At 71.3% G+C, this 23,214-nt stretch carries 14 protein-coding genes and 3 pseudogenes; 12 read left to right on the forward strand and 5 right to left on the reverse strand.

Features of this window, described 5'->3' with window-relative positions:
* Positions 1–8: 8 nt before the first annotated feature.
* The 5 genes from ACPXBU_RS00330 to ACPXBU_RS00350 are packed head-to-tail and all read left to right on the forward strand — an operon-like array spanning position 9 to position 15,318.
* Entirely contained in the window at positions 9–5,480 is a 5,472-nt protein-coding gene (locus ACPXBU_RS00330) for an SDR family NAD(P)-dependent oxidoreductase (protein ID WP_425755515.1), read from the forward strand.
* Positions 5,481–5,502: 22 nt separating this feature from the next.
* On the forward strand, positions 5,503–6,456 hold the full coding sequence (locus ACPXBU_RS00335) for a TauD/TfdA family dioxygenase (RefSeq protein ID WP_425755517.1): 954 nt from the start codon (positions 5,503–5,505) through the stop codon (positions 6,454–6,456).
* Entirely contained in the window at positions 6,456–6,644 is a 189-nt protein-coding gene (locus ACPXBU_RS00340; RefSeq protein ID WP_355031384.1) for an MbtH family protein, read from the forward strand. The genes ACPXBU_RS00335 and ACPXBU_RS00340 overlap by 1 nt, the downstream gene beginning before the upstream one ends.
* Positions 6,641–9,754, forward strand: a complete 3,114-nt coding sequence (locus ACPXBU_RS00345; RefSeq protein ID WP_425755520.1) for a non-ribosomal peptide synthetase — start codon at positions 6,641–6,643, stop codon at positions 9,752–9,754. The genes ACPXBU_RS00340 and ACPXBU_RS00345 overlap by 4 nt, the downstream gene beginning before the upstream one ends.
* Positions 9,754–15,318, forward strand: a complete 5,565-nt coding sequence (locus ACPXBU_RS00350; protein WP_425755522.1) for an amino acid adenylation domain-containing protein — start codon at positions 9,754–9,756, stop codon at positions 15,316–15,318. The genes ACPXBU_RS00345 and ACPXBU_RS00350 overlap by 1 nt, the downstream gene beginning before the upstream one ends.
* An 11-nt stretch (positions 15,319–15,329) precedes the next feature.
* Here ACPXBU_RS00350 and ACPXBU_RS00355 read toward each other — a convergent pair whose 3' ends face one another.
* Complete coding sequence (locus ACPXBU_RS00355; RefSeq protein WP_425755524.1) at positions 15,330–16,277, reverse strand: helix-turn-helix domain-containing protein; 948 nt, start codon at positions 16,275–16,277, stop codon at positions 15,330–15,332.
* A gap of 101 nt (positions 16,278–16,378) precedes the next feature.
* On the opposite strand from ACPXBU_RS00355, the gene ACPXBU_RS00360 reads away from it, so the two are divergent.
* The 4 genes from ACPXBU_RS00360 to ACPXBU_RS00375 all read left to right on the forward strand — a co-directional run bounded on the left by ACPXBU_RS00360 (position 16,379) and on the right by ACPXBU_RS00375 (position 19,213).
* Positions 16,379–17,422 carry a saccharopine dehydrogenase family protein gene (locus tag ACPXBU_RS00360; protein ID WP_425755526.1) on the forward strand — a complete coding sequence of 348 codons (1,044 nt, stop codon included), beginning with the start codon at positions 16,379–16,381 and terminating at the stop codon, positions 17,420–17,422.
* 267 nt (positions 17,423–17,689) lie between these two features.
* Positions 17,690–18,070: a hypothetical protein gene (locus ACPXBU_RS00365; RefSeq protein ID WP_425755528.1), complete on the forward strand. Its 381-nt coding sequence runs from the start codon at positions 17,690–17,692 to the stop codon at positions 18,068–18,070.
* A 112-nt stretch (positions 18,071–18,182) separates the two neighbouring features.
* Entirely contained in the window at positions 18,183–18,632 is a 450-nt protein-coding gene (locus ACPXBU_RS00370) for a hypothetical protein (RefSeq protein WP_425755530.1), read from the forward strand.
* The gene (locus tag ACPXBU_RS00375; RefSeq protein ID WP_425755532.1) at positions 18,629–19,213 is read left to right on the forward strand and encodes a hypothetical protein; all 585 of its coding nucleotides are present in this window, start codon (positions 18,629–18,631) and stop codon (positions 19,211–19,213) included. The genes ACPXBU_RS00370 and ACPXBU_RS00375 overlap by 4 nt, the downstream gene beginning before the upstream one ends.
* 168 nt (positions 19,214–19,381) lie before the next feature.
* Here the strand turns inward: ACPXBU_RS00375 and ACPXBU_RS00380 are convergent, their stop codons facing one another.
* Entirely contained in the window at positions 19,382–20,323 is a 942-nt protein-coding gene (locus tag ACPXBU_RS00380) for a hypothetical protein (protein ID WP_425755534.1), read from the reverse strand.
* A 246-nt stretch (positions 20,324–20,569) separates the two neighbouring features.
* The gene (locus tag ACPXBU_RS00385; protein WP_425755536.1) at positions 20,570–21,163 is read right to left on the reverse strand and encodes a hypothetical protein; all 594 of its coding nucleotides are present in this window, start codon (positions 21,161–21,163) and stop codon (positions 20,570–20,572) included.
* A 512-nt stretch (positions 21,164–21,675) separates the two neighbouring features.
* Here ACPXBU_RS00385 and ACPXBU_RS00390 point away from each other — a divergent pair.
* Positions 21,676–21,831 (forward strand): annotated as a pseudogene (locus ACPXBU_RS00390) (transposase); the annotation flags it as partial.
* Here the strand turns inward: ACPXBU_RS00390 and ACPXBU_RS00395 are convergent.
* Entirely contained in the window at positions 21,774–21,917 is a 144-nt protein-coding gene (locus tag ACPXBU_RS00395) for a hypothetical protein (protein WP_425756715.1), read from the reverse strand. The pseudogene ACPXBU_RS00390 and the gene ACPXBU_RS00395 overlap by 58 nt on opposite strands.
* A 161-nt stretch (positions 21,918–22,078) precedes the next feature.
* On the opposite strand from ACPXBU_RS00395, the gene ACPXBU_RS00400 reads away from it, so the two are divergent.
* Together ACPXBU_RS00400 and ACPXBU_RS00405 are read left to right on the forward strand one after the other, a co-directional pair.
* Positions 22,079–22,450 carry a hypothetical protein gene (locus tag ACPXBU_RS00400; RefSeq protein ID WP_393368118.1) on the forward strand — a complete coding sequence of 124 codons (372 nt, stop codon included), beginning with the start codon at positions 22,079–22,081 and terminating at the stop codon, positions 22,448–22,450.
* Between the two features lie 67 nt (positions 22,451–22,517).
* A pseudogene (locus tag ACPXBU_RS00405) lies at positions 22,518–22,739 on the forward strand (transposase); the annotation flags it as partial.
* On the opposite strand, the pseudogene ACPXBU_RS00410 reads toward ACPXBU_RS00405, so the two are convergent.
* Positions 22,717–23,043 (reverse strand): annotated as a pseudogene (locus ACPXBU_RS00410) (transposase); the annotation flags it as partial. The pseudogenes ACPXBU_RS00405 and ACPXBU_RS00410 overlap by 23 nt on opposite strands.
* Positions 23,044–23,214 lie beyond the last annotated feature (171 nt).

Below are 23,214 nucleotides of genomic sequence, written 5' to 3' on the forward strand. Positions count from 1 at the left end.
ACAGCCTGATGAGCAACCCGACCGCAGCCGACCAGTCCGACGACGTCACCGACTCACCTGACCACGGCATCGAACCGATCGCGATCGTCGGCCTGGCCGCGCGCCTGCCCGGCGCCGCCGACGTCCACGAGTTCTGGCGCAACCTGGTCGACGGTGTGGAGTCCACCACCGAGCTGACCCGGGAGGAGCAGCTCGCCCGGGGCGCGACACCCACGGAGGTCGACGACCCGGGCTGGGTCAACCGCGCCCCGCTCGTCGACGGCTACGACGAGTTCGACGCCACGCTGTTCGGGATGACCGCCCGGGAGGCGGAGCTGACCGACCCGCAGCACCGCCTGTTCCTGGAGTCCTGCCACACCGCGCTGGAGGACGCCGGCTACGACCCGGCCCGCTACGACGGCGCGATCGGCGTGTACGCGGGCACCGGCGGCAACACCTACCTGCACCGCTACGTGCTGCGTAACCAGCGGGTCGGCGGCAACCCACACGGCGCGGTCTCCATCGCCACCGGCAACTCGCCGAACTACGTGGCCACCAACGTGTCGTACCGGCTGGACCTGCGCGGGCCGAGCCTGACCGTGCACACCGCCTGCTCCACCTCGCTTGTCGCGTTCCACCTGGCCTGCGAGTCACTGCGCAACGGTGAGTGCGACATGGCGCTGGCCGGCGGTGTCAACATCGAGCTGCCGCACGTCGGCTACCTCGGCATGGAGGGCTTCACCTCGCCCGACGGCCGGTGCCGCCCGTTCGACGCCGCCGCCAACGGCACCGTGTGGGGCAGTGGCGTCGGGGTGACGCTGCTCAAGCGGCTCTCCGACGCGATCGCCGACGGGGACCACATCCGTGCCGTGGTTCGGGGCAACGCCATCAACAACGACGGCGCCGGCAAGGTGGGCTTCACGGCGCCCAGCGTCGACGGTCAGGTGGCCGCGATCGCCCAGGCCGTCGACATGGCCGACATCGACCCGCGCACCATCAGCTACGTCGAGGCGCACGGCACCGGCACCGCGATGGGCGACCCGATCGAGGTCGCCGCGCTCTCCGCCGTCTACGGCCGGGACACCGACGAGCGGGGCTGGTGCGGCATCGGGTCGGTGAAGTCCAACATCGGCCACCTCAGCCAACCCTCGGGCATCGTCAGCGTGATCAAGACGGTGCTCGCCATGGAACACGGGCTGATCCCACCGACGATCAACTACGAGACGCCGAACCCGGCGGTCGAGTTCGCCGACACCCCGTTCTACGTGGCGAACACCCTCACCAAGTGGGACACCGACGGCGGGCCGCGCCGGGCCGGGGTCAGCTCGTTCGGCATCGGCGGCACCAACGCGCACGTCGTGCTCGAGGAGGCGCCGGCGGCGTACCGCACCGACCGCCGGGTGCGCCCGGCGCATCTGCTCCAGGTCAGCGCGGCCACCCCGGGCGCCCTGGACGCCGCGGTGCAGCGCCTCGCCGCCCACCTGGACGGTGCCGCGGACGCCGGGCCCGCGTACCTCGCCGACGTCGCGCACACCCTGCGTGCCGGCCGCCGCCCGCACCCGCACCGCCGCGCGGTGGTCGCGTCGGATCTCCCCAGCGCCGTCACGGCCCTGCGCGCCCCGAAACGCGGAGCGCAACCACCGACCGGGCGCCCCGCCCCGAAAGTCGCCCTCCTGTTCTCCGGTCAGGGTTCCCAGTACGCCGGGATGGGCGCGCAGCTCCACGCCGAGCAGCCCCGCTTCGCCGCCGTCGTCGACGAGTGCGCCGAACTGCTCCTTCCCGACCTGGGCATCGACCTGCGTGACCTGATCCTCGGTCGGGATCCGACGGCGGGGGAGAAGCTCGCCGAGACCCGCTACACCCAGCCGGCGCTGTTCACCGTCGAGTACGCCCTGGCCGCGCTCTGGCAGGCCACCGGCGTACGCCCGGCCGCGATGATCGGCCACTCGATCGGTGAGTACGTCGCGGCCACCGTTGCCGGGGTGCTGAGCCTGCCGGACGCGCTGCGGGTGGTCGCCGCCCGGGGCCGGCTGATGCAGTCGCTGCCCACCGGGTCGATGCTCGCCGTCTCGCTGGACGAGTCGGCGGTCGCCGACGTGCTGCCCGAGGGGCTCTCGGTGGCCACGGTCAACGGGCCGGGGACCTGCGTGGTGGCCGGCGAGACCGCCGCCGTCGAGGCGTTCGCGGCGACGCTGACGGCAAAGTCCAAGATGCTGCGCACCTCGCACGCGTTCCACTCGCCGATGATGGAGCCGATCCTCGCCGAGTTCACCGCGCTGATGGGCACGGTGTCGCTGCGCCCGCCGACCGCGCCGTTCCTCTCCAACGTGACCGGCACCTGGATCACCGCCGAGCAGGCCACCGACCCGGCGTACTGGGCGGCGCACCTGCGCCAGCCGGTCCGCTTCGGCGACTGTGTGGCCACCCTGCTGGCGGCGGGCACCTGGCAGTTGGTCGAGTGCGGTCCCGGCCGGCAACTGGCCAGCCTGGCCCGGATGCAGGTCGCCACGGCGGCGCCGGAGCAGCGACCGCTCATCCCGCTGGGCAGCCTGCCCGCCGCCGGGGAGACCACCGGCGACCTGGCCGCTCTGCTCGGTACCGCCGGCGCGCTCTGGTGCGCCGGGCTGCCCGTACGGTTCGACGTGGACCCGGCGGCGCGGCGGGTGCCGCTGCCCAGCTACCCGTTCGAGCGCCGCCGCTACTGGATCGACCCGGACCCGGAGCAGCAGGTCGCCGCTGCTGCGGTGGAGACCGGGCCGCGACCGCTGCCCGAGTGGTTCGCGGTGCCGGTCTGGCGGCAGGCCGCGCCGCTGCCGCCGACCGGGGCGCTGGGCCGCTGCCTGGTGCTGACCGCGGGCGCGCGCGGCGACGCCCTGGTCGCCGGCCTGCGGGCCGCCGGCGCCGACCCGGTCCCGGTACGCCCCGGCGACGCCTTCACCGCCGACGGCGGCTACCGGCTGCGCCCCGGGGTGCGCTCGGATCACGAGGCGCTTGTCGCCGCGCTCACCGCCGACGGTGGACTGCCGACCCGGCTGGTGCACGCCTTCACGTTGGACGGTGCGCCGACCGGCACCGACATCGCGGCCACCTGGGCGGCCCAGGAGCTGGGCTTCTTCAGCGCCCTGCACCTGGTGCAGGCGCTGGCCGGCGCCGGCCTGACCGGCGAGGACGGCGACGTCGTCCTGGATCTGGTCACCGCCGGCACCGGCGATGTGCGCGGCGACGACCTGCGCCGCCCGGAGCACGCCACCCTCGCCGGGCTGGCCCGGGTGCTCCCGGCCGAACTACCCGGGTTGGCCGTCCGGCTGGTCGACGCGGACCCGGCCGACGACGACGTCACCGCGCTGGTCGCCGAGCTGCGCCGTCCTCGGGAGCCGGAGGTCGCCCTCCGTGGGGGCCGGCGTTGGGTGGCCGACGTCGAGCAGGTGACGCTCGACGCCGAGGGCGAGTCGGGCGCGCTGCGCGACGGCGGCCGGTACCTGATCACCGGTGGGCTCGGCGGCATCGGCATCACCCTGGCCGAGGACTTCGCCACCCGCGCCCACGCCAAGCTGGTGCTGCTGGCCCGCTCCGGGCTTCCGGAGCGTGAGCGGTGGGACGACCACCTCGCCGTGCACGGCGACGACCGGGCCGGTCGGGCCATCGCGGCGATCCGCCGGATGGAAGCCGCCGGCGCCGAGGTGCTGGTGCTCGCCGCCGACGTCACCGACCCCGCCGACCTGCGCCGGGTCCGCGACGCCGCGCAGGCCGCGTACGGCGGCATCGACGGCATCGTGCACGCGGCCGGTCTGCCTGGCGGTGGAATGGTCGAGGTCAAGGAGCGGGCCGAGGCCGAGCGGGTGCTCGCTCCCAAGCTCGCCGGCACGCTCGCCCTGGCCCAGGTTTTCGGCGACCTGCCGCTGGACTTCGTGGTGCTCTGCTCGTCCATCACCGCGGTGGTCGGCGGCTTCGGGCAGGTCGACTACTGCGCCGCGAACGCGTTCCTGGACGCGCACGCCCGCTCGGGTGCCGGCTGGCGGGCTCCGGTGCTGTCGCAGAACTGGGGCGGCTGGGCCGAGGTGGGCATGGCGGTGGAGACCGCCGCGCCGGCCGGGTTCCGGGCCGCCGGCCGCGACACGGTGACCAGCACCGTCGACCATCCGGTGCTCACCACGAAGGTCAGCGGGCCGACGGAGACCGTGCTGCACGGCCTGGTCTCCGCCAGCACCCACTGGCTGCTCGACGAGCACCGGATCGCCGGCGTACCTGTCGTACCGGGCACCGCCCACCTGGAGTCGGTGCGGGCCGCGGTGGCCGCCGCGATGCCCGCGCCCGACGGGGGCGCGGCGGTGGAGCTGCGCGACGTGGTCTTCCTGGAGCCGTTCGCGGTGCCCGACGGCACCATCGCCCAGTACCGGGTGGAGCTGACGCCGGCCGACGACGGCGGCACCGACTTCGCCGTCCGGAGCCTGGCCAGCGGTCTCCTGCGCACCCACGTACGGGGTGGAGCCGGCTGGACCGACGAGCCCACCCCGCCGGCCCACCGCGTCGAACCCACCGGTCGGCGGGTGGACGACGACGCGTCCTTCGGCCGGGGCCGCACCAGCATGCTCACCTTCGGGCCGCGCTGGGCAGCCCTGACCGAGCACCATCTGGCCGACGACACCGAGCTGGCGGTGATCGAGGCCCCGGCCGCCGCGCTCGGTGACCTGCCCGCCTGGGGCCTGCACCCCGCGCTGCTGGACGTGGCGACCGCGTTCGGCCGGGGCCAGGGCAGCGGCGCCTACCTGCCGCTGTCCTACGGCCGGATCGTGGTGCGCGGGCCGCTGCCGGCCCGGTTCACCAGCGAGCTGCGACACCGGCCCGGCCACACCGACGAGGTGGTCACCGCCGACCTGTCCCTGCGCGACCCGGACGGCCGGGAACTGGCCGCGATCAGTGACTTCGTGCTGCGCCGGGTCGACCAGGGGACGGTCACCGGTGGCCTGACCGAGACGTCCACGGTCGATGCCCCGTCGTTGGCCTCGACCGAGGACATCCGGCCGGTGGACGGTGCGGAGGCGTTCCGCCGCAGCCTCACCGCCGGTCTCGGCGCCCAGGTCGTCATCGCCACCCGGACGGTGGCCGACATCCGGCATCGGGCCGGTCGGGTCACCGCCGACGACCTCGCCGGCGACGACACGGTCACCGGCTCGACCCGGTCCGGCCTCGGGGACGGCGGCGCCGCACCGGGCACCGAGCTGGAAAAGATCATCGCCCGGGTGTGGGAGGACGGGCTCGGGGTGGCCGAGGTCGGCGTCGACGACGACTTCTTCGCCCTGGGCGGCAATTCCCTGGTCGCGGTGCAGCTCATCGCGGCGATGCGCAGGGCGACCGGCGTGCGGCTGCCGATGCGCAGCCTCTTCGAGACCCCCACGGTGGCCGGGCTCGCCGCCCGGATCGAGGAACTGCGTGCCGCCGACACCGACGATCCGGCCGCACCGGCGCCGACCTCCGCCATCCCGCGACTGCCCCGCGCGTAACGAGAATCAGGAGTAGACAGCAATGAGCGACACGATCGCCACGCTGCCCGTGGTCGTCGAAGCCGACGGCCGGGCGCTGACCCAGCTGATCACCGATCGCCGCGCCGAGCTGCGGGCCACCCTGGCCGACCAGGGTGGGCTGCTGTTCCGCGGCTTCGACGTGGGCGGGGTGGACGGCTTCGACCAGGTGGTCCGGGCGTTGTCCGGGGAACCACTGACCTACACCGAGCGGTCTTCGCCCCGGCACGCCATCAAGGGCCGGGTGTACACCTCGACCGACTACCCACCGGACGAGGAGATCTTCCTGCACAACGAGAACTCGTACCAGGCGCGGTGGCCGTTGACCCTGTTCTTCTACTGCATCACCGCGCCGCAGACGCTGGGCGCCACCCCGTTGGCCGACATCCGTCAGGTCTACCGGGAGATCGACCCGGCGGTACGCGAGGAGTTCGTCCGCCGGCGCTGGATGCTGATCCGAAACTTCCACGAAGATTTCGGCACCACCTGGCAGCACGTGTTCGGCACCGACGATCGTGCCGAGGTGCAGGCGTACGCGGCGGCCAACCGGATCACGCTGGAGTGGGTGGGCCGGGACGGGCTGCGTACCCGTGCGGTGCGCGACGCCGTGCACCTCCGCCCCGGCTCGGACGTCCCCCGCTGGTTCAACCACGCCACCTTCTTCCACGTGAGCAGCCTGGCGAAGGACCTCCAGGAGGGCCTGCTGGACATGTTCGGCGCCGACGGGCTGCCGTCGAACACCTACTACGGCGACGGTGGCGAGATCCCCGCCGACGTCATGGACCACCTGCGGGCCGCCTACCGGGCCGCGAGCGTCCGCTTCGACTACCACCGCGACGACGTGCTGGTGGTCGACAACATGACCGCCGCGCACGGCCGGGAACCGTTCACCGGCCCCCGCAGGATCGCCGTCGCGATGGCCGAACCGCACACCCCCGACACCTTCGGAGAGCAGTGATGGCCGAGCCCCGATTCCTGGTCGTGCGCAACGACGAGGAGCAGTACTCGATCTGGTCGGCCGAGCGGGACCTCCCGGCGGGATGGCACGACACCGGCTTCGCCGGCACCCGCGAGGAGTGCCTGGCGCACATCGACACCGTCTGGACCGACATGCGCCCCCGCTCGGTACGCGAGGGGGCGTCATGAGCAAGGAGTGGACCTTCCCGGCGTCCTTCGCCCAGGAGCGGGTGTGGACGGCCAACCAGCTCGACCCCGGGTCGCCGGTCTACAACGTCTCCGCGCCGTGGCTGTTCCCGGTCGGCGTCACCGCCGCACAGGCCACCGACGTGTTCGGCCAGGTGGTCGCCCGGCACGAGTCGCTCCGTACGCACCTGCGGATCGTCGACGGCGCGCTGATGCAGGTGGTCCGGGCCGTCGAGCCGTTGGACCTGCCGGAGTTGGACCTGACCGGTCTGCCCGCCGACGAGCGGGAGACCCGCCACGACGAGACCCTCGCCGAGCTGGCGCGTAGCCCGATCCCGCTGGACACCCCGCCGCCGTGGCGGGCCCGGCTGGTCCGGTTCGCCGCCGACCGGGTCGGGTTGCAGTTCGTGGTGCACCACGCGGTCTTCGACAGCCACTCGGCGGTGCTCTTCGCCGCCGAGCTGACCGCGTTCACCCGGGCCGCGCTGACCGGCGCACCCGCCGACGTGCCCGAGCTGCCCATCCAGTACGCCGACTTCGCCGTCTGGCAGCGCGACCAGCTCACCGACACCGAGTTGGAGCGGCAGCTCGCCTTCTGGCGCGGTCACCTGGCCGGTGCGCCGGCGGTGACCGGCCTGCCGCTTGACCGGCCGCGCCCAGCCCAGCTCGGCTTCGCCGGTGACGAGGTGCGCTTCGACCTCCCCGACGGGCTGCTGGACCAGGTCGGGCGGCTCGCCGCCGGCACGTCGACCACCCCGTACATGGTGCTGCTGGCCGCCTTCGCGGCGCTGCTCTCCCGGATCTCCGGTGACCCCGAGGTGGTGGTGGGCGTCTCCACCGCCGGCCGCGACACCGCCGAGCTGACGCCGCTGATCGGCATGTTCGTCAACCCGGTGGCGCTGCGGTGCGACCTCACCGGCGACCCGAGCGTCACCGAGGTGCTCGGCCGCGTCCGGACCGGCCTGCTGGACGCGATGGAGCACGGGCAGACCCCGTTCCAGCGGATCGTCGAGGCGGTCGCCCCCCAACGCGACCCGTCGGTGCAGCCGGTGTTCCAGACCGCGCTGAACCTGATCCCGGACTCCGGCCTGGACCCGGTGCCGCTGGGCACCACCAAGGACGACCTGGCCTTCGACATCACCGGCGGCACCAGCCGGCTGGTCTACCGCACCGACCTGTTCGACCGGGCCACCGCGGAGGCGGTCGTCGCCCGCTACCTGCGGCTGCTCACCGCCGCCGTGACCGACCCGGGGACGCGGCTGTCGGCGCTGCCGCTGCTCGACGACGCCGAACGTGACCTGCTGCGCGCCTGGACCGACACCGGGCCCGCGGTCGCCCCGATCACCCTGATCGCCGAGGTGGAGCGGCAGGTCGTCGCCACCCCCGCCGCGATCGCGCTGGTCTGCGACGGGGAGGAGCTGAGCTACGCCGAGCTGGGCGCTCGGGCCAACCGACTGGCCCGGCTGCTGGTCGAGCGCGGTGCCGGCCCGGAGACCCGGGTCGCGCTGCTGCTGCCCCGCTCGGTGGAGTTGCTGGTGGCCATCCTCGCGGTGTTGAAGGCCGGTGCCGCGTACCTGCCGGTGGACACCGGCTATCCGGCGAACCGGATCAGCTACCTGCTGACCGACGCCGAGCCGACGCTCGTGCTGGCCACCTCGGAGACGGCCGCGCTGGCCCCCGCCGACGCACTGGTGCTGACCGACAGGACCGCCGCCGACCTGGACTCCGCCGACCTCACCGACGACGACCGCCGTACGCCGTTGCGTGCGGAGCACCCGGCGTACCTGCTCTACACCTCCGGCTCCACCGGGCGGCCCAAGGGCGTGCTGGTCGAGCACCGCGCGGTCACCGCGTACCTGGCCTGGGCCCGGGACACCTACCCGGGGCTGGCCGGTGTCGCGCTGCTGCACTCGCCGGTCTCGTTCGACCTGACCGTGACCGGGCTGCTCGGCCCGCTCACCGCCGGGGGCACGGTCCGGCTCGCCGGCATCGACACCCCGGCGGCGCGGGCCGGTGGTCCGCCGACCTTCCTGAAGGTCACCCCCAGCCACCTGCCGCTGCTCGACGACGCCCTGTCGCCCACCACCGATCTGGTGATCGGCGGGGAGGCGCTGACCGGCGAACAACTGGCTGGCTGGCGTGCCACCCACCCCCGGGTTGCGGTGATCAACGAGTACGGCCCGACCGAGGCGACCGTCGGCTGTATCGCGGCCCGGATCGCCCCCGGGCAGCCGGTCTCCGCCGGGCCGGTGCCGATCGGCCGGTCCACCTGGGACACCCGGGTCCACCTGCTCGACGCCGCGCTGAACCCGGTGCCGCCGGGTGTGGTCGGTGAGCTGTTCATCGCCGGGGCGCAACTGGCCCGGGGCTACCTGGGCCGGCCGGCGCTGACGGCGGAGCGCTTCCTGCCCTGCCCGTACGGGCCGCCGGGGGAGCGGATGTACCGCACCGGGGACCTCGCCCGCTGGCGGGTCGACGGGGCACTGGAATACCTGGGCCGCCGGGACAACCAGGTCAAGATCCGGGGGATGCGGATCGAGCTGGGCGAGATCGAGTCGGTGCTGCGCGCCCGCGCGGACGTGGCCGAGGCCGCGGTGGTGGTCCGCGCCGACAACGGCGAGCCGACCCTGGTCGGCTACCTGGTCGGCCGGGTCGAAGAGGCGACGCTCGCCGCAGACCTGGCCCAGGAGCTGCCCGCGCACCTGGTGCCGAGCGCGTTCGTCCGGTTGGACGCGCTGCCGCTGACGCCGAACGGCAAGCTGGACACGGCCGCGCTGCCGGCACCGACCGCCGCCACCGCCGACGGCTTCCTCGCCCCGCGTACCGACGCCGAGGTGCTGGTCGCCGAGGTCTACGCCGAGATCCTGCACCTGGAGAAGGTCGGCGCGCTCGACGACTTCTTCGCCCTCGGCGGCAACTCGCTGCGCGGCATGCGGGCAATGGCCCGGATCCGCGCCGAGGTGGACGTGGAGCTGCCGATGCGGGCGCTGTTCAGCAGCCCGGTGGTGGCCGACCTGGCCGCCCAGATCGAGCAGCGGATCGCCGCCGAGTTCGACGAACTCTCCGAAGCCGAGGTCGCCGCGCTGCTCGCGGCGGAGAAGGACACCCCCTGATGACCGACGTGAAGGACTCGGCCCGCGACGCCGCCCGGCAGGCGCTGATCGCCCAGCGGTTGCGCCGCCGGTCGGGCAGCCCGCCCGCCGCGCGGATCACTCCCCGCCCGCCGGACGCCGAGGTGCCGCTGTCGTACGCCCAGGAGCGGGTCTGGTTCATGGACCAGCTCGCTCCCGGCGAGGCGGCGTACCACATCGCGGTGCCCTTGCGAGTCCGTGGCCCGCTGGACGTCGCGGCGCTGCGCCGCGCGCTGGCTGACCTGACCCATCGGCACGAGTCGCTGCGCACCCGGTTCCCGGCCGACTCGGACGGCCGGCCCACCGTGGTGCTCGACGAGGTCGTCGAGGTGCCGCTGACCGTGGTGGACGCCGCCGACGACACCGCCGCCCAGGCTCTTGTCGACGAGGCGGCCGTCGCGCCGTTCGACCTGGCCAACGGGCCGCTGCTGCGGGCTCTGCTGATCCGGCTCGCCGCCTGCGACGATAATCCGGCCTCCGCGCCGCAAGACGGCACTCCGGACCGGATGAACGTCGACGAGCACGTGCTCTTCCTCGGTCAGCACCACATCGTCGGTGACGGCTGGTCCGTGGACGTGCTGCTGCGTGACCTGATCGCCCGCTACCGCGACCGGGAGCTGCCCGCCCTGCCGGTGCAGTACGGAGACTTCGCGGTCTGGGAGGCACGGGAGCTGGCCGGGCCGGGCGCGCTGCGGCACGTGGACTGGTGGAAGGAGCGCCTCACCGGGATCACCCCGCTGGAGCTGCCGCTGGACCTGCCGCGGCCGGCCACCCAGACGTACCGGGGTGACTTCGTCGAGTTCACCCTGGACGCCGCCGCCACCGAGGGGCTGGCCGCGCTGACCCGTGCCTACGGCGGCACGATGTTCATGACGCTGCTCGCCGCGTACCAGGTGTTCCTGGCCCGGCACGCCGGGCAGGACGACTTCGCGGTGGGCGCGTCGGTGGCCGGCCGGTCCGCTCCGGAGCTGGAGAACCTGGTCGGCATGTTCATCAACATGCTGCCGATGCGTGCCGAGCTGGCCGGCGACCCGACCTTCACCGAGCTGCTGGTTCGGACCCGCCGCGCGGTGCTGGACGGGCTGGAGCACGGCGAGGTGCCGTTCGCCCGCGTCGTGCACGAGCTGGGTCTGCCGCGTGACGTCAGCCGCTCACCGGTGTTCCAGGCGATGTTCGTGCTGCAGAACTACGAGATGGGCCGGTTCGAAGGGGTGGCCGAGGACGCCGACGTCAGCTTCGAGTGGCATCCGATGGAGCTGCGCGCCACCCGCTTCGACTTCGAGCTGCACGCCGTCGAGACCGGCAACGGGCTCTGGGGCAAGCTGGTCTTCAACACCGACCTGTTCACCCGGGCCACCATCGAGCGGATGGCGCACCGGCTCACCACGCTGCTACGCGCCGTGGTCGCCACCCCGGATCTGCCGGTCTCCGCGCTCGATCTGCTCGCACCCGCCGAGCGGGAGCTGTTGGCCGGGTGGAACGACACCGCCCACGATTTTCCCCGGCAGCAGACGCTGCACGCCCCGATCGAGGAGCGGGCCGCCCGTACTCCGGACGCGGTGGCGCTGCGCCTCGCCGGCCGATCGGTGACGTACGCCGAACTGAACGCGGCGGCGAACCGGGTGGCGCACCGGCTGCGCGCCTGCGGGGTGGGCCCGGAGACCCTGGTCGGTGTCTGCGCGGAACGCTCGGTGGAGCTGGTCGCGGGCCTGCTCGGCGTGCTCAAGGCCGGCGGCGCCTACCTGCCGTTGGACCCGGAGTATCCGGCGGACCGGCTGGCCTTCATGGTCACCGATGCCGCCGCGCCGGTGGTGCTGGTGCAGGCACACCTGCGCGACGTGCTGCCGACGACCGACGCCACCGTGCTCGCCCTGGACGACGAGGCGGTCTGGGCCGACCAGCCGACGAGTGACCCGACGCCGACGGCCGGCCCGGCGCACCTCGCGTACGTCATCTACACCTCCGGCTCGACCGGCCGGCCCAAGGGTGTGCCGAACACCCACCGGGGCATCGTCAACCGACTGGACTGGATGCAGCGCACCTACCGGCTCGGCGCCGACGACGCGGTGTTGCAGAAGACCCCGGCCAGCTTCGACGTGTCGGTGTGGGAGTTCTTCTGGCCGCTGCGCGAGGGCGCGCGGCTGGTGCTGGCCGAGCCGGGCGGTCACAAGGACGCCGGCTACCTGCGCGACCTGCTGGTGTCCGAGCGGGTCACCACCGCCCACTTCGTCCCGTCCATGCTCACCGTCTTCCTCGCCGAGGACGGCGTCGAGGCGGCCACGGCGCTGCGCCGGGTGATCTGCAGCGGTGAGGAGTTGCCGCTCGCCGCCGCCCGGGACTTCACCGCCCGGCTGCCCGGCTGTGGCCTGCACAACCTGTACGGCCCGACCGAGGCGGCGATCGACGTCAGCTCCTGGGCGTGTGACCCGGCGCTGCTGGCCGAGGTGGCCAGCGTGCCGATCGGTGCGCCCATCAGCAACGTGCGGCTGCACGTGCTGGACGCCCGGGGCAACCCGTGCCCGGTGGGAGTCGCGGGTGAGCTGCACATCGGGGGGGTGGGGCTGGCCCGCGGCTACCACCGTCGGGCGGCGCTGACCGCGGAGCGGTTCGTGCCCGACCCGTTCTCCGGCGAGCCGGGTGCCCGGCTGTACCGTACCGGCGACCTGGCCCGCTGGCAGGTCGCGCCCGGTGACCGGCCCGGCGGTGTGCTCGAGTTCCTCGGCCGGATCGATCACCAGGTCAAGCTGCGCGGCCTGCGCATCGAGTTGGGCGAGATCGAGAGCGCGCTGCGCGCCCAGCCCGGGGTGACCGAGGCGGTGGTGCTGGTCCGCGAGGACACCCCCGGCGACAAGCGGCTCACCGGGTACCTGGTCGGCGCGGCCGAGCACGACGCGGTCAAGGTGGCGCTCAAGGAGACCCTTCCGGAGTACATGGTGCCGGCGGCGTTCGTCACCCTGGACGCCCTGCCGCTGACCCCGAACGGCAAGCTGGACCGCACGGCGCTGCCCGCGCCGGTCGTCACCCGCGCCGCCTCGGTGGCGCTCGTGGAGCCGCGCGACGACACCGAACGGCTGCTCGCCGGGATCTGGTCCGAGGTGCTCGGTGTGGCCACCCTCGGCATCGACGACGACTTCTTCGACCTGGGTGGGCACTCGATGCTCGCGACCCAGGTGGTGGCCCGCATCCGCAAGGCCGAGCACGGTGGGCGGCCGGTCGGCGTGATGGACCTGTTCCAGCAGCGGACCATCCGCGACCTGGCCACGTTCATGTCCGGTGGCGGTGGCGACGGGCCCCGTCGGCTGCTCTACGAGCTGACCAAGCCGATTCCGCCGGCCCAAAGGGTGATCACTTACGTCTGCGTGCCGTACGGCGGCGGCAGCGCGATCGTCTACCAGCCCCTCGCGGACGCGCTGCCGGCCGGGCACGCGCTCTGGTCGCTGGCCATCCCCGGGCACGACGTGGGGCTCACCGAGGACGCGCTGCCCTTCGACGAGCTGACCACCCGGGTCGCCGAGGAGATCATCGAGCGCGTCGAGGGCCCGCTCGCCCTGTACGGGCACTGCGGCGTGGGCAGCGCGATCGTCGCCGAGGTGGCCCGCAAGGTGGAGGCCGCCGGGCGGGAGCTGACCGCGCTCTACATCGGTGCGATGTTCCCGTTCGCCCGGCCCAAGGGCCTGTTCGCGGCAGTGCGCACCAAGCTGGAGAAGCTGCGCAGCAACAGGCACTACGCGAGCTGGCTCAAGTCGATGGGTGTGGACACCGACGAGCTGGAGCCGGAGCAGGCGGACCGGATCATCAGCAACATGCGGGCCGACTCCCGGGCCTCCGAGGAATACTTCACCGCCCTGCTCGACCAGGGCGCGGTGAAGCTGCGCGCCCCGATCATCTCGGTGGTCGGCTCGGAGGACCCGGTCACCGACTACCACATCGAGCGGTACGCCGAGTGGCAGTTCCTCGGTGACCGCCTCGGGCTGGTGGTGCTCGACCAGGCCGGGCACTTCTTCCTCAAGTACCGCGCGCAGGAACTGGCCGAGATCGTCACCCGGGTGCACCCGGCGCTGATCGGCGGCGACGTCGGCGAGCTGACCCCGCAGGCACGGGGCGAGGACGCCGGCTGGGCGGTGGCCGACACCCGGGGCGTCGACGCCGTCGTCGTCCCGGACAAGCCGGTGGTCCGGCCCAGCATGGCCCGCTTCGTGTCGGTCACCGTCGGGCAGCTCGTCTCCACCACCGGTTCGGCGCTGACCGCGTTCGCCCTGCCGATCTGGCTGTTCACCCGCACCGGCTCGGTGACCGACCTGGGTCTGCTCTGGGCGTTGGCGCTGATCTGCGGGGTGCTGGTGCTGCCCATCGCCGGGGCGATCACCGACCGGATCAGCCGCCGCAAGATCATGATGATCGCCAGTTGCAGTGCCGGTTCGGTCCAGCTCGTGCTGGCCGCGCTGCTCTGGACCGACAACCTGGCGCTCTGGCACATCTACGGCCTGGTGGCGCTCAGTCAGGTGGCCGGCTCGTTCCAACGGATCGCGTTCCAGTCGGCGGTGCCGCAGTTGGTGCCCAAGCGCTACCTGGGCCACGCGATGGGCATCACCCAGCTCTCCAACGGGTTCGCCATGCTGCTGATGCCGGTCTTCGCAGCCGGCCTGCTGGCCGCGATCGACCTCAAGGGCATCCTGCTGATCGACGTGGCCAGCTATCTGATCGCGGTGGTGACCCTGTCCGTGGTCCGCTTCCCCGACCTGCTCGGATGGCGACCCCGGGAGCGACTGCTGGTGGCGATCGCCAACGGTCTGCGCTACTCGTGGCGGCACCGAGGCTTCCGGCTGATGCTGGGCTACTTCGCGCTGGGCAACATCTTCCTGGCGCCCGCGCTGGTGCTCACCACCCCGTTGGTGCTCTCCTTCGGCAACGCGACGCAGGTCGCCCAGGTGGCCCTGGCCGAGGCTCTCGGCGCGGTCGCCGGCGGCGTACTCATGTCGCTCTGGGGTGGTCCCCGCAACCGACGCATGATCGGCGTGCTGATCGGCAACCTCGGCACGGCGGTCGGCTGCGTCCTGGTCGGCCTGGACGCGTCCGTGGCGATGATCTGCGTCGGTGCGTTCTGGCTGGCCATGTCGATGACCACGGCTCAGTCCATCTACGCCACGATCGTCCAGGTCAAGGTGCCGCAGCGCTATCACGGCCGGGTGTTCAGCCTCAACCAGACCATCTCCTGGTCGACGCTGCCCATCGGGTTCGCGCTGGTCGCCCCGGCGGCCACCCGCCTGTTCGAGCCGCTGCTCGCCCCGGACGGGGCTCTGGCCGGGTCGGTGGGCGCGGTGATCGGCACCGGTCCGGGTCGGGGCATCGGCTTCGCGTACGTCTGCTTCGGCGCGGCGCTGATCCTGATCACCCTGGGCGGGTTCGCGATCCGGCTGCTCCGCCGCTTCGACCTTGAGGTCGCGGATTCGCTGCCCGACGACCTGATCGGTGCGCAGGAGCGGGAGCGTCGGCTGGCGGCCCGGGCCGCGCAGCGCGAGGAGGAACGGGTGCCGGTCGGCGTGTGACGACCGCAGCCTCACGCCCGGAACGTGCGGCGGTAGGCGTCCGGCGGTACGCCGATCGTGCGGTGGAAGTGGCGGCGCAGTGTCGTCGCCGTGCCCATGCCCGCGGCCGAGGCGATGGTGTCGACGCTGTCGTCCGTGGTCTCCAGCAGCTCCTGCGCGCGGCGGATCCGCTGCGTCAGCAGCCACTGCAGCGGGGTGGTGCCGGTTACCGAGTGGAAGTGGCGGGCCAGGTGGCGCGAGCTCATGTTCGCCTGGCGGGCCAGGTCCTCCACGGTGAGCGGCTGGTCCAGCCGCCGCATCGCCCAGGGGAGCAGCTCGGCCAGGGGATGGCCGTCCTGGGTGGGCACCGGTGTGGTGACGAACTGGGCCTGGCCACCGGCCCGGTGGGGCGGCACGACCAGGCGGCGGGCGACCACGTTGGCGATCGCCGAGCCGTGGTCGCGGCGGACCAGATGCAGGCACAGGTCCATCGCTGCGGCCTTGCCCGCGGACGAAAGCACGCTGCCGTTGTCGACGTAGAGCACGTCCGGGTCGACCGTCACCCGGGGATAGCGCGCGGCCAGCTGCGCGGTGTGGGCCCAGTGCGTGGTCGCGTGTAGCCCGTCCAGCAGGCCGGCGGCGGCGAGCACGAACACGCCCGTGCACAGGGAGACCACCCGCGCGCCCGACTCGTGGGCCGCACGCACCGCCTCGACCAGGTCGGCCGGCGGGTCCTCGTCGACGTCCGCCAGGGCGGGGACGATCACGGTGTCGGCGTGCGCCAGCCGGTCGAGCCCGCAGTCCGGCTCCAGCAGGAACCGGCCGACCCGGACGGCGTGCGTGCCGCACACCTGGACGTCGTACCAAGGGCCTGGCAGGGCGGCCGGGGTGGAACCGAAGACCTCGTAGGCCAGGGCCAGCTCGAAGTGCAGCATCCCGTCGGTAGCGGCGACCGCGACGGAACGCGGGACAGAACTCATGTCGGGAATTGTACGGGTCGTGTCGTTCCGGACACTGTCACCGATGGGCAAACGGGGACAGGATTTCCGTAGTGGATCACTTCGAGCACGCGGGAGCAGACATGGGATCAGGTCGGAACGTGGCAGTGTTCGGGGCCTACGGGCACACCGGGCGGTTCGTGGTCGCGGAGTTGCGCGAGCGCGGACACGTCCCGCTGCTCCTCGGTCGCGACGAGGACAAGCTGCTGGCGCTGGCGCAGGCCCACCCGGGGCTCGAGGCGCGGCAGGCGTCGGTCGACGATCCAGCCTCGCTCGACCGTGCGCTGAACGGCGCGGCCGCCGTGATCAACTGCGCCGGGCCTTTCGCCACGACCGCAGCCCCGCTGGTCGAGGCGGCGCTGCGCGCCGGCATCCCGTATGTCGACGTGGCGGCCGAGATCGAGGCGAACCTTGACACCTTCGCGCACTTCGCGGAGCGCGCCCGCGCCGCGGGCACCGTGGTGGTCCCTGCGATGGCTTTCTACGGCGGCCTCGGCGACCTGTTGGTCACCACCGCGATGGGTGACTGGACGGCGGCGGACGAGGCGCACATCGCCTACGGCCTGAGCAGTTGGCACCCCACCGCCGGAACACGTGTTGCGGGCGCGGTCTCGGGGCAGCGACGGGGTGGCCGCCGTGTCCGCTACACCGGCGGACGGCTGGAGTACCACGACGACACTCTGCCGACCCTGGAGTGGCCCTTCCCGGCTCCGCTCGGCCCCCAGAGCGTCATCGCAGAGTTCACCATGGCCGACGTCGTCACCATTCCCAGCCACCTGGCCATCCCGGAGGTGCGCACCTACATGACCGCCAAGGCGGCCGCGGACCTGTCCGCTCCTGACGCCTCGGCACCGACCGCCGTCGACGAGCGCGGCCGCTCCGCGCAGACCTTCGTCGTCGACGTCCTCGTCCGCTCCGGCGGAGCGGAACGCCGCGTGGTCGCCGCCGGTCAGGACATCTACGCCATCAGCGCGCCGCTCGCGGTGGAGGCCGTCGACCGCATCCTCACCGGCCGGACCAGGACCACCGGCGTCGCCTCCGCGGGCGCGGCCTTCGACACCCCGGACTTCCTCCGCGCCCTGTCCTCGCACCTCTCGCTGCACGTCCCGCTCGACACACGCGGCTGACCGCCGACCCGTGCAGGGATCCAGACCGTGGGCCCCCGCGTCGACATCGCGGCCGGGTCGCATTCCCAATGGTCAATGTAAGAACAAGGCCGCCTTCGATAGTGTCTCGACCAGCGTACGACGGGGGATTCGACGGCTGACTGCCGTCGCTGCACGTACGAATTCAAAGAGCAGCAACCTGAGGCGTGCATCTTCAACGACGTCATTCCTCACCTGGACTACTCCACGCCTGACAGGGCTCCGAAACCCACTGACGGAGTCGCCGAGGTGGCAGTGCACATCCGCGACGCTCAGGACAACCCCAACCCGACGTACCCGCTCGTCAGTCCCCCGCGCGACAAGAGGATCCCGGGCAAGTTCACGGGCAGCCGCACCGATCCGCCGTTGCACCGCATCCTCAACACGGATCCGCAGTACAAGGAGAACGGCTACGGCTTCGTCTTCTACGGCTATGACGGATGCGTCAACGGCGGCGCTCCGGGCTGTCGACCAGGACCGGACCGGTTCCGCATGGTCGTCTGGACCGGCGGGCCGAACAGCTATCCCACCGAAGCCACCACATTAGACACCAGCCGAGGCGCCGATTACGACGTCGACGCGGCCGTACCGAAAACCATAACCTCGGGGCGGGTGAACATCCAGAAATGACCACGGGGGTGCGGCGGCGGCAGCCGCCGCACCCCGCTGCGGAGGTACATTGACCGGCATGGCAGTGCCACTCGCGGTCCATCGCGCGTCGGTCTGGGTGCAACACGGCCAGGTGCTGGTCAGCGACGCGGAAGGCGGCGACCTGGCAGGCCTCGACGACTCGTGGGACGACGCAGTCGAATCCGGGCGCTTCGTGGGCGCCGCCGACGGCATCGTGACCATCGTGACACCCCACGCGGACAGCAGCGGCACCCCATTCACCGTCGAGGAATGGGCCGACGAGCCGCCGGACGACCGACACGACTGGGATCACGAAGTCGACATCGACATCGACGCGCCGAGCGGGAGGCTGGAGCTCTTCCTCACGACCGGCGAGATAGAGGACGGCACCGCCCGCCTCACCACGGCCGGCCCGTGCCGGCTGCGGGTGTCCGCCCGTTTCCCCGAGGCTGGCGACGACGACGCCGCCGACGTGTACCGGCTACGGGTATGGCCGCGCACCGCCGACACGTCGCCGCAGATCCGGCAGTCCTGGCCGCACTGGCCCAGCGTCCGGTCATGACACCACCGAACACGCCGCACCCGACTCGCCGCCGCCGGCGGCGGCTCGCGTCCTGGGCGGCCATCGTGACCGTCGCGCTCAACGGCTGCGGGCCGGCCTCCACCGGCAAATCCGCCGGCCAGGACGCACCCGGCTCGTCGCGACCCGGTGTCGCCTGCATCAGGAACAGCGACGCCGACGCCGACTACTGTGATCGCTTCCTCGCCGACCTCGCCCGACGCACGCCGCTGGACCCCGCTCAGGCACGGGCCGCCGAGACCGCCCGACAGTCCGTCGCGCGCGCTCTCTCCGGTAACGTCATCAATCGCTGCAACGTCACACACGAACCCTGCGACGCCGTCATGGCCTGGGCCGAGCAACCGGCGACACCGGACCATGTCAGGTCGCTGTTGGCGACGGTCAGCGAGAATCACCCCCAGGTCCGGTTGGCCCGCCCCGACGATCCCGCCGATGCCGACACCGTCACCTTCGGAGTCCTCGTCGGACAGGTCTGCGTCTACGGATACCAGCGCCTCCACAAGGATCCGGACCAGGTATCCGCCGCCGGCCCGCTACCTCAGGGCACCTGCCTCGCGCCCTGACCGTACGAACACCAGATGACAAAGGCCCTGGCCCCGCTGATTTCGCCGGACGCGACGTGGCAGACCACGGACGAGTTCATGACCGCCCTGGACGAGGACCTCGCCAACTCCTGAGCACGGGCACAAGCGGGGTGCGCCACCGATCGCGGTGGCGCACCCCGTTCCGTTTCAGGAGACCCAGCCCTTGTCGTACATGTAGTGCATCACGGGTCGGACGGCGTTCGGGTTGTCCCGAAAGAACTGCTGTGTCTCGGCCACACGGACCGGGTCCAGGAACTGTCGGAAAGCGGCAATGTACTGCGGGCGGGGCATGACGAGCGCACCCGGCACCGGTGCCAGGTGACCGCCGCCCAGCGCCACGGCGTCGTTTATGTGGTCCTCGCCGACCTTCCAGACCGTCGGCTGAGCGGCGTACTGCGCGAACCGGTTCAGGCGCAGCAGCATGGCGGCCGATCGGGCGACCGTTGGTCGGTCGGCGAACTGGGCGAGGCTCGGGTCCTCCAACGGCAGCGCCGATTTGATCTCGGACCGCAGGGCGACGACGTTCACCCTGAGAGCGGCCCGGGTAGAGGCGGCCGTCCGCATCCGGTCCATCTGGGTCGCGCGGTGGTAGGTGCGGACCGTGTCGGTGATGGACTGGACGTAGTTGCGCAGCATCTCGCCCTTCTTGGCGGAGGGGCTGTCCTTGCTCGCGCCGGTGCTCGCCAGCTCCTTCCTGAGCGCGGCGAAGCTGTCGCCGGCCGCCAGGTCGACGGCCTCGAAGTCGTCGACGAGCTTCTTCTGACGACTCCTGTCGCCGTCGGCAACCCACTCGTCGACGTGCTCGTCGGTGAGCAGCCCAACGATCTCGCCGGCGCACGCGACGAGACCCATCAGCGGGCTGTCGAGTCCGATCGCGGCCGGCAGGCCGTGACCCGGGAGGAGGGGGAGCGCGCCCTCCTCGTACAGGACCGTGACGCCCTGTGCTCGCCAGATCGCGATCTCCTCGTCGTGCCTTATGCGGGAGTGCAGTTCGCCGGCCATAACCACACGGGTGCCGCCCGCGAAAGCCGCCATGACCGCGTTCTGCGGCGCGGCCGGCGCGGTGCCGGTGGTGATCGGTTGGGTCACGGAACTCCTCCTAAGTGCTGAATCAACAACAGCCCTCACCATATGGAGTCGGCAACTGACGATCAGTAACGCGGGCGACAAGAGGGTTGTCCGATCAAGGACGGGCATCGCGAGGCATCTCGGCGGCCCGCTCCGGCGGGATGTCACTGATCAACGCGCTGGGCACACATACGCACAAGGCGCCGTTGGTCGTGCACATCAGGTCACCCTGCCATGGAGCTGGCGCACAGTGGACGATGCGACCAATTACGCCTGAGGCCCTTGGCTGGACGGGACGAGCGACCTGCTCACGCCCAGGTCGGTACGCATCAAGTGCCGCATTTGGGTAACCAGGTCGAGTATCGTTCCATTGCAGAAAACGACGATCGTCTCAGGGTCGGGACCATCGGCTGAGGTGAGCCCCTGCACCTGTCGATACCCCGCGGCTAATAAGCGGTTGAGCTGCGAGGCGAGAGCGAGTATCTCGTCCGGCAAGATCATCTGCGCGCTGTCGTACCGGTCCTGGTACGCGATCCATGCCTCTCGCGCGGAAGTCACCTGCTCAGGAACAAGCGCATTCGACTTCGCAGAGCGAGCGCACGCCTTGAACTGGTTCCGACACGTACGGGCCAATGCATTGAGCGCCGTGTACTCGGTCCGCCGTTCCTCGAACGCGACCTGGCGCGCGACGGCGTCCCGTTCCTCGCGACGGAGTTCCCGATCCACCTCGGCGGCGACCCGATTCGCCCGGGCGGTGGACCGTTGAGCGAGGACGGGGGACAAAAGCGTACCTATGACGCCGACAACGGCCACTGCTAGCGCGGTGAGTCCCGCATCCATCACAACGCCTCCGAACGACATGTCCGTTATGCTAATGGTGGGACGAGAGTCCGACCACGGGCGTTGTGACGACCTGAGTGACGTGGGCCCACCTCCCGCCGGACATATGCGGACGATCGTGGACCGTTCTCGAGTGCGCTTCCACGGCCCGCAAAACCTCTCTCCAGACGGGGAGGTGCGCGTCCGCGCACGTCTCTGACCTCGGGCACTGATCCACCGCTTTCCGCCTCATGGACGGAGCGCTCAGAACTTGTAAGCGAGACGTCGGGTGACTGGCGTTGCCTGTCGACGGAGCGCCCACCGCAGCTCCGTCTGGAGCCCGGTCGGTTTCTCAGTCGTCGTGCAGAACCGCCTCTGGGTCTTCTGCGCCGAGCTGGGCGCGGACCGCGCGGCTGAACTCTTGGAGAGCGTCGTTGAGGCTAGCTGTTGGCGACTTGGAGGGGTACCCCGCTGCCCGAGGGTCCCGGCCGTCTTCGGCCTGAGCCTTACGCCATAGGCATGGCGAGTTACCACCCGTGCCGCAGTCTGGACCGACCTGGTGGCCCCACATCCTGGCATTCATCCGCACCGGCATCACCAACGCCGGCTCCGAAGGCACCAACCGTGTCATCAAGACCGTCGCCCGCGACGCCTACGGCTTCCGCAACCCCGTCGAACAGCGACTACGCACCCGCTGCGCCACCGCCCGGACCAGCTCGGCGGCGGCCTTCGCCTCAGTCGACGGCTCCGCCCGCTTCTTAGCTCCGGTCTGGTCGATCCGTGTCGCGGTCGTCACGGCACCCGCCTCACCAGGCACAACGCCCGATGGATCAGGCCGGAAACACCGTTAGATCCACACTCCCGTTAACTTCGCGGAGCCGTAATTTGCACAGCCCTGTCTTCGATCTTCATGGTGAGTTAGTCTCCAGTGGACCTTTTCCATTGTAAGGGGAATCTATGATCACTATTGCGCGCTCGAAGGCACGTATGCTTGCCGCGGTCGCAGTGGGAGTGTTGGCCAGCACATTCATCGTAGCGCCTGCATTCGCGAACTCCGTTAGTTGTACCGTCAGCGGTCCGATCTCGGGATCGTGCGAGACCTACTACATTCCGGCGAACGGGTCGGGGCACTACATCAAGTACAATGTCTGTACGCCATTTCAGGGCGGCGAATCATTCAGAATCCGCGACTACTACAACGGGAAGGTCGTCAAGTCGGGGAGCGTGTCCTATTTCGGGTGCACCAGTGGGAAAGTGAACGGCCTCTACGCTTTGTACCGCCTGGAAATCGAGGGCACCCCTTACGGATCAGGCAACATCAGCGACTAAGATCTCCTAACGAAATGATGTTGGGCGTAACCGTCTGAACGTGAGGAGGGGTGAGCAGCCGCCGTGGATCGTCTCGGACGACCTCTGGGCCGAGATCGAAGCGCTGCTGCCACCTCGACCGCCTCGCCGGCGCCGGTTCCCGGGCCGTAAGCCCCTCGATGACCGGAAGGTGTTGTGCGGGATCCTGTTCGTGCTCTACACCGCGATTCCGTGGGAGTACCTGCCCCAGGAACTCGGGTTCGGTTCGGGGATGACCTGCTGGCGCCGACTCCAACACTCAAAGAGATCCCCTTCTTCAGGAAGCCGGTCTCGTCGACGATCAGCGCCCCGTCGTCGTGACCGAGATGTTCCGCCACGTAGGCGAACAGGTCGTCGCGGACCGCGTCCGGGGTCCACGCTGACTTGTTGAGCAGCCGCTGCATCCGATCCGGCGTGGTATCGCCGGCGGCCTCGGCCAGGGTCCAGCCGTTCTTGCTCGCCAGCGGTGACAACAGCCCGACCAGGTAGGTAAGCGCCTGTCGGCGCGGCTCCGCACGCCCGAACCGATGCGCGAACCGCGCCAGCAGATCATCCAGACCCGCCCGCCAGCCCACAATCTCATCGATCACCACAAGCACGGGAGCCTGCCCCGCGACTCACGGGCCACAACAGACAGATAGTGCGATCACCTGAGCCATCGCACGAATAGCATCGACGTAAAACGTTGCGCTACCTGCGCGGCTCGGACGGGTATCCTGCCCGCGAACTGCTAAAACTCGGAATTA

The sequence above is a fragment of the Micromonospora sp. DT231 genome (assembly GCF_049847025.1).
GTDB lineage: Bacteria > Actinomycetota > Actinomycetes > Mycobacteriales > Micromonosporaceae > Micromonospora.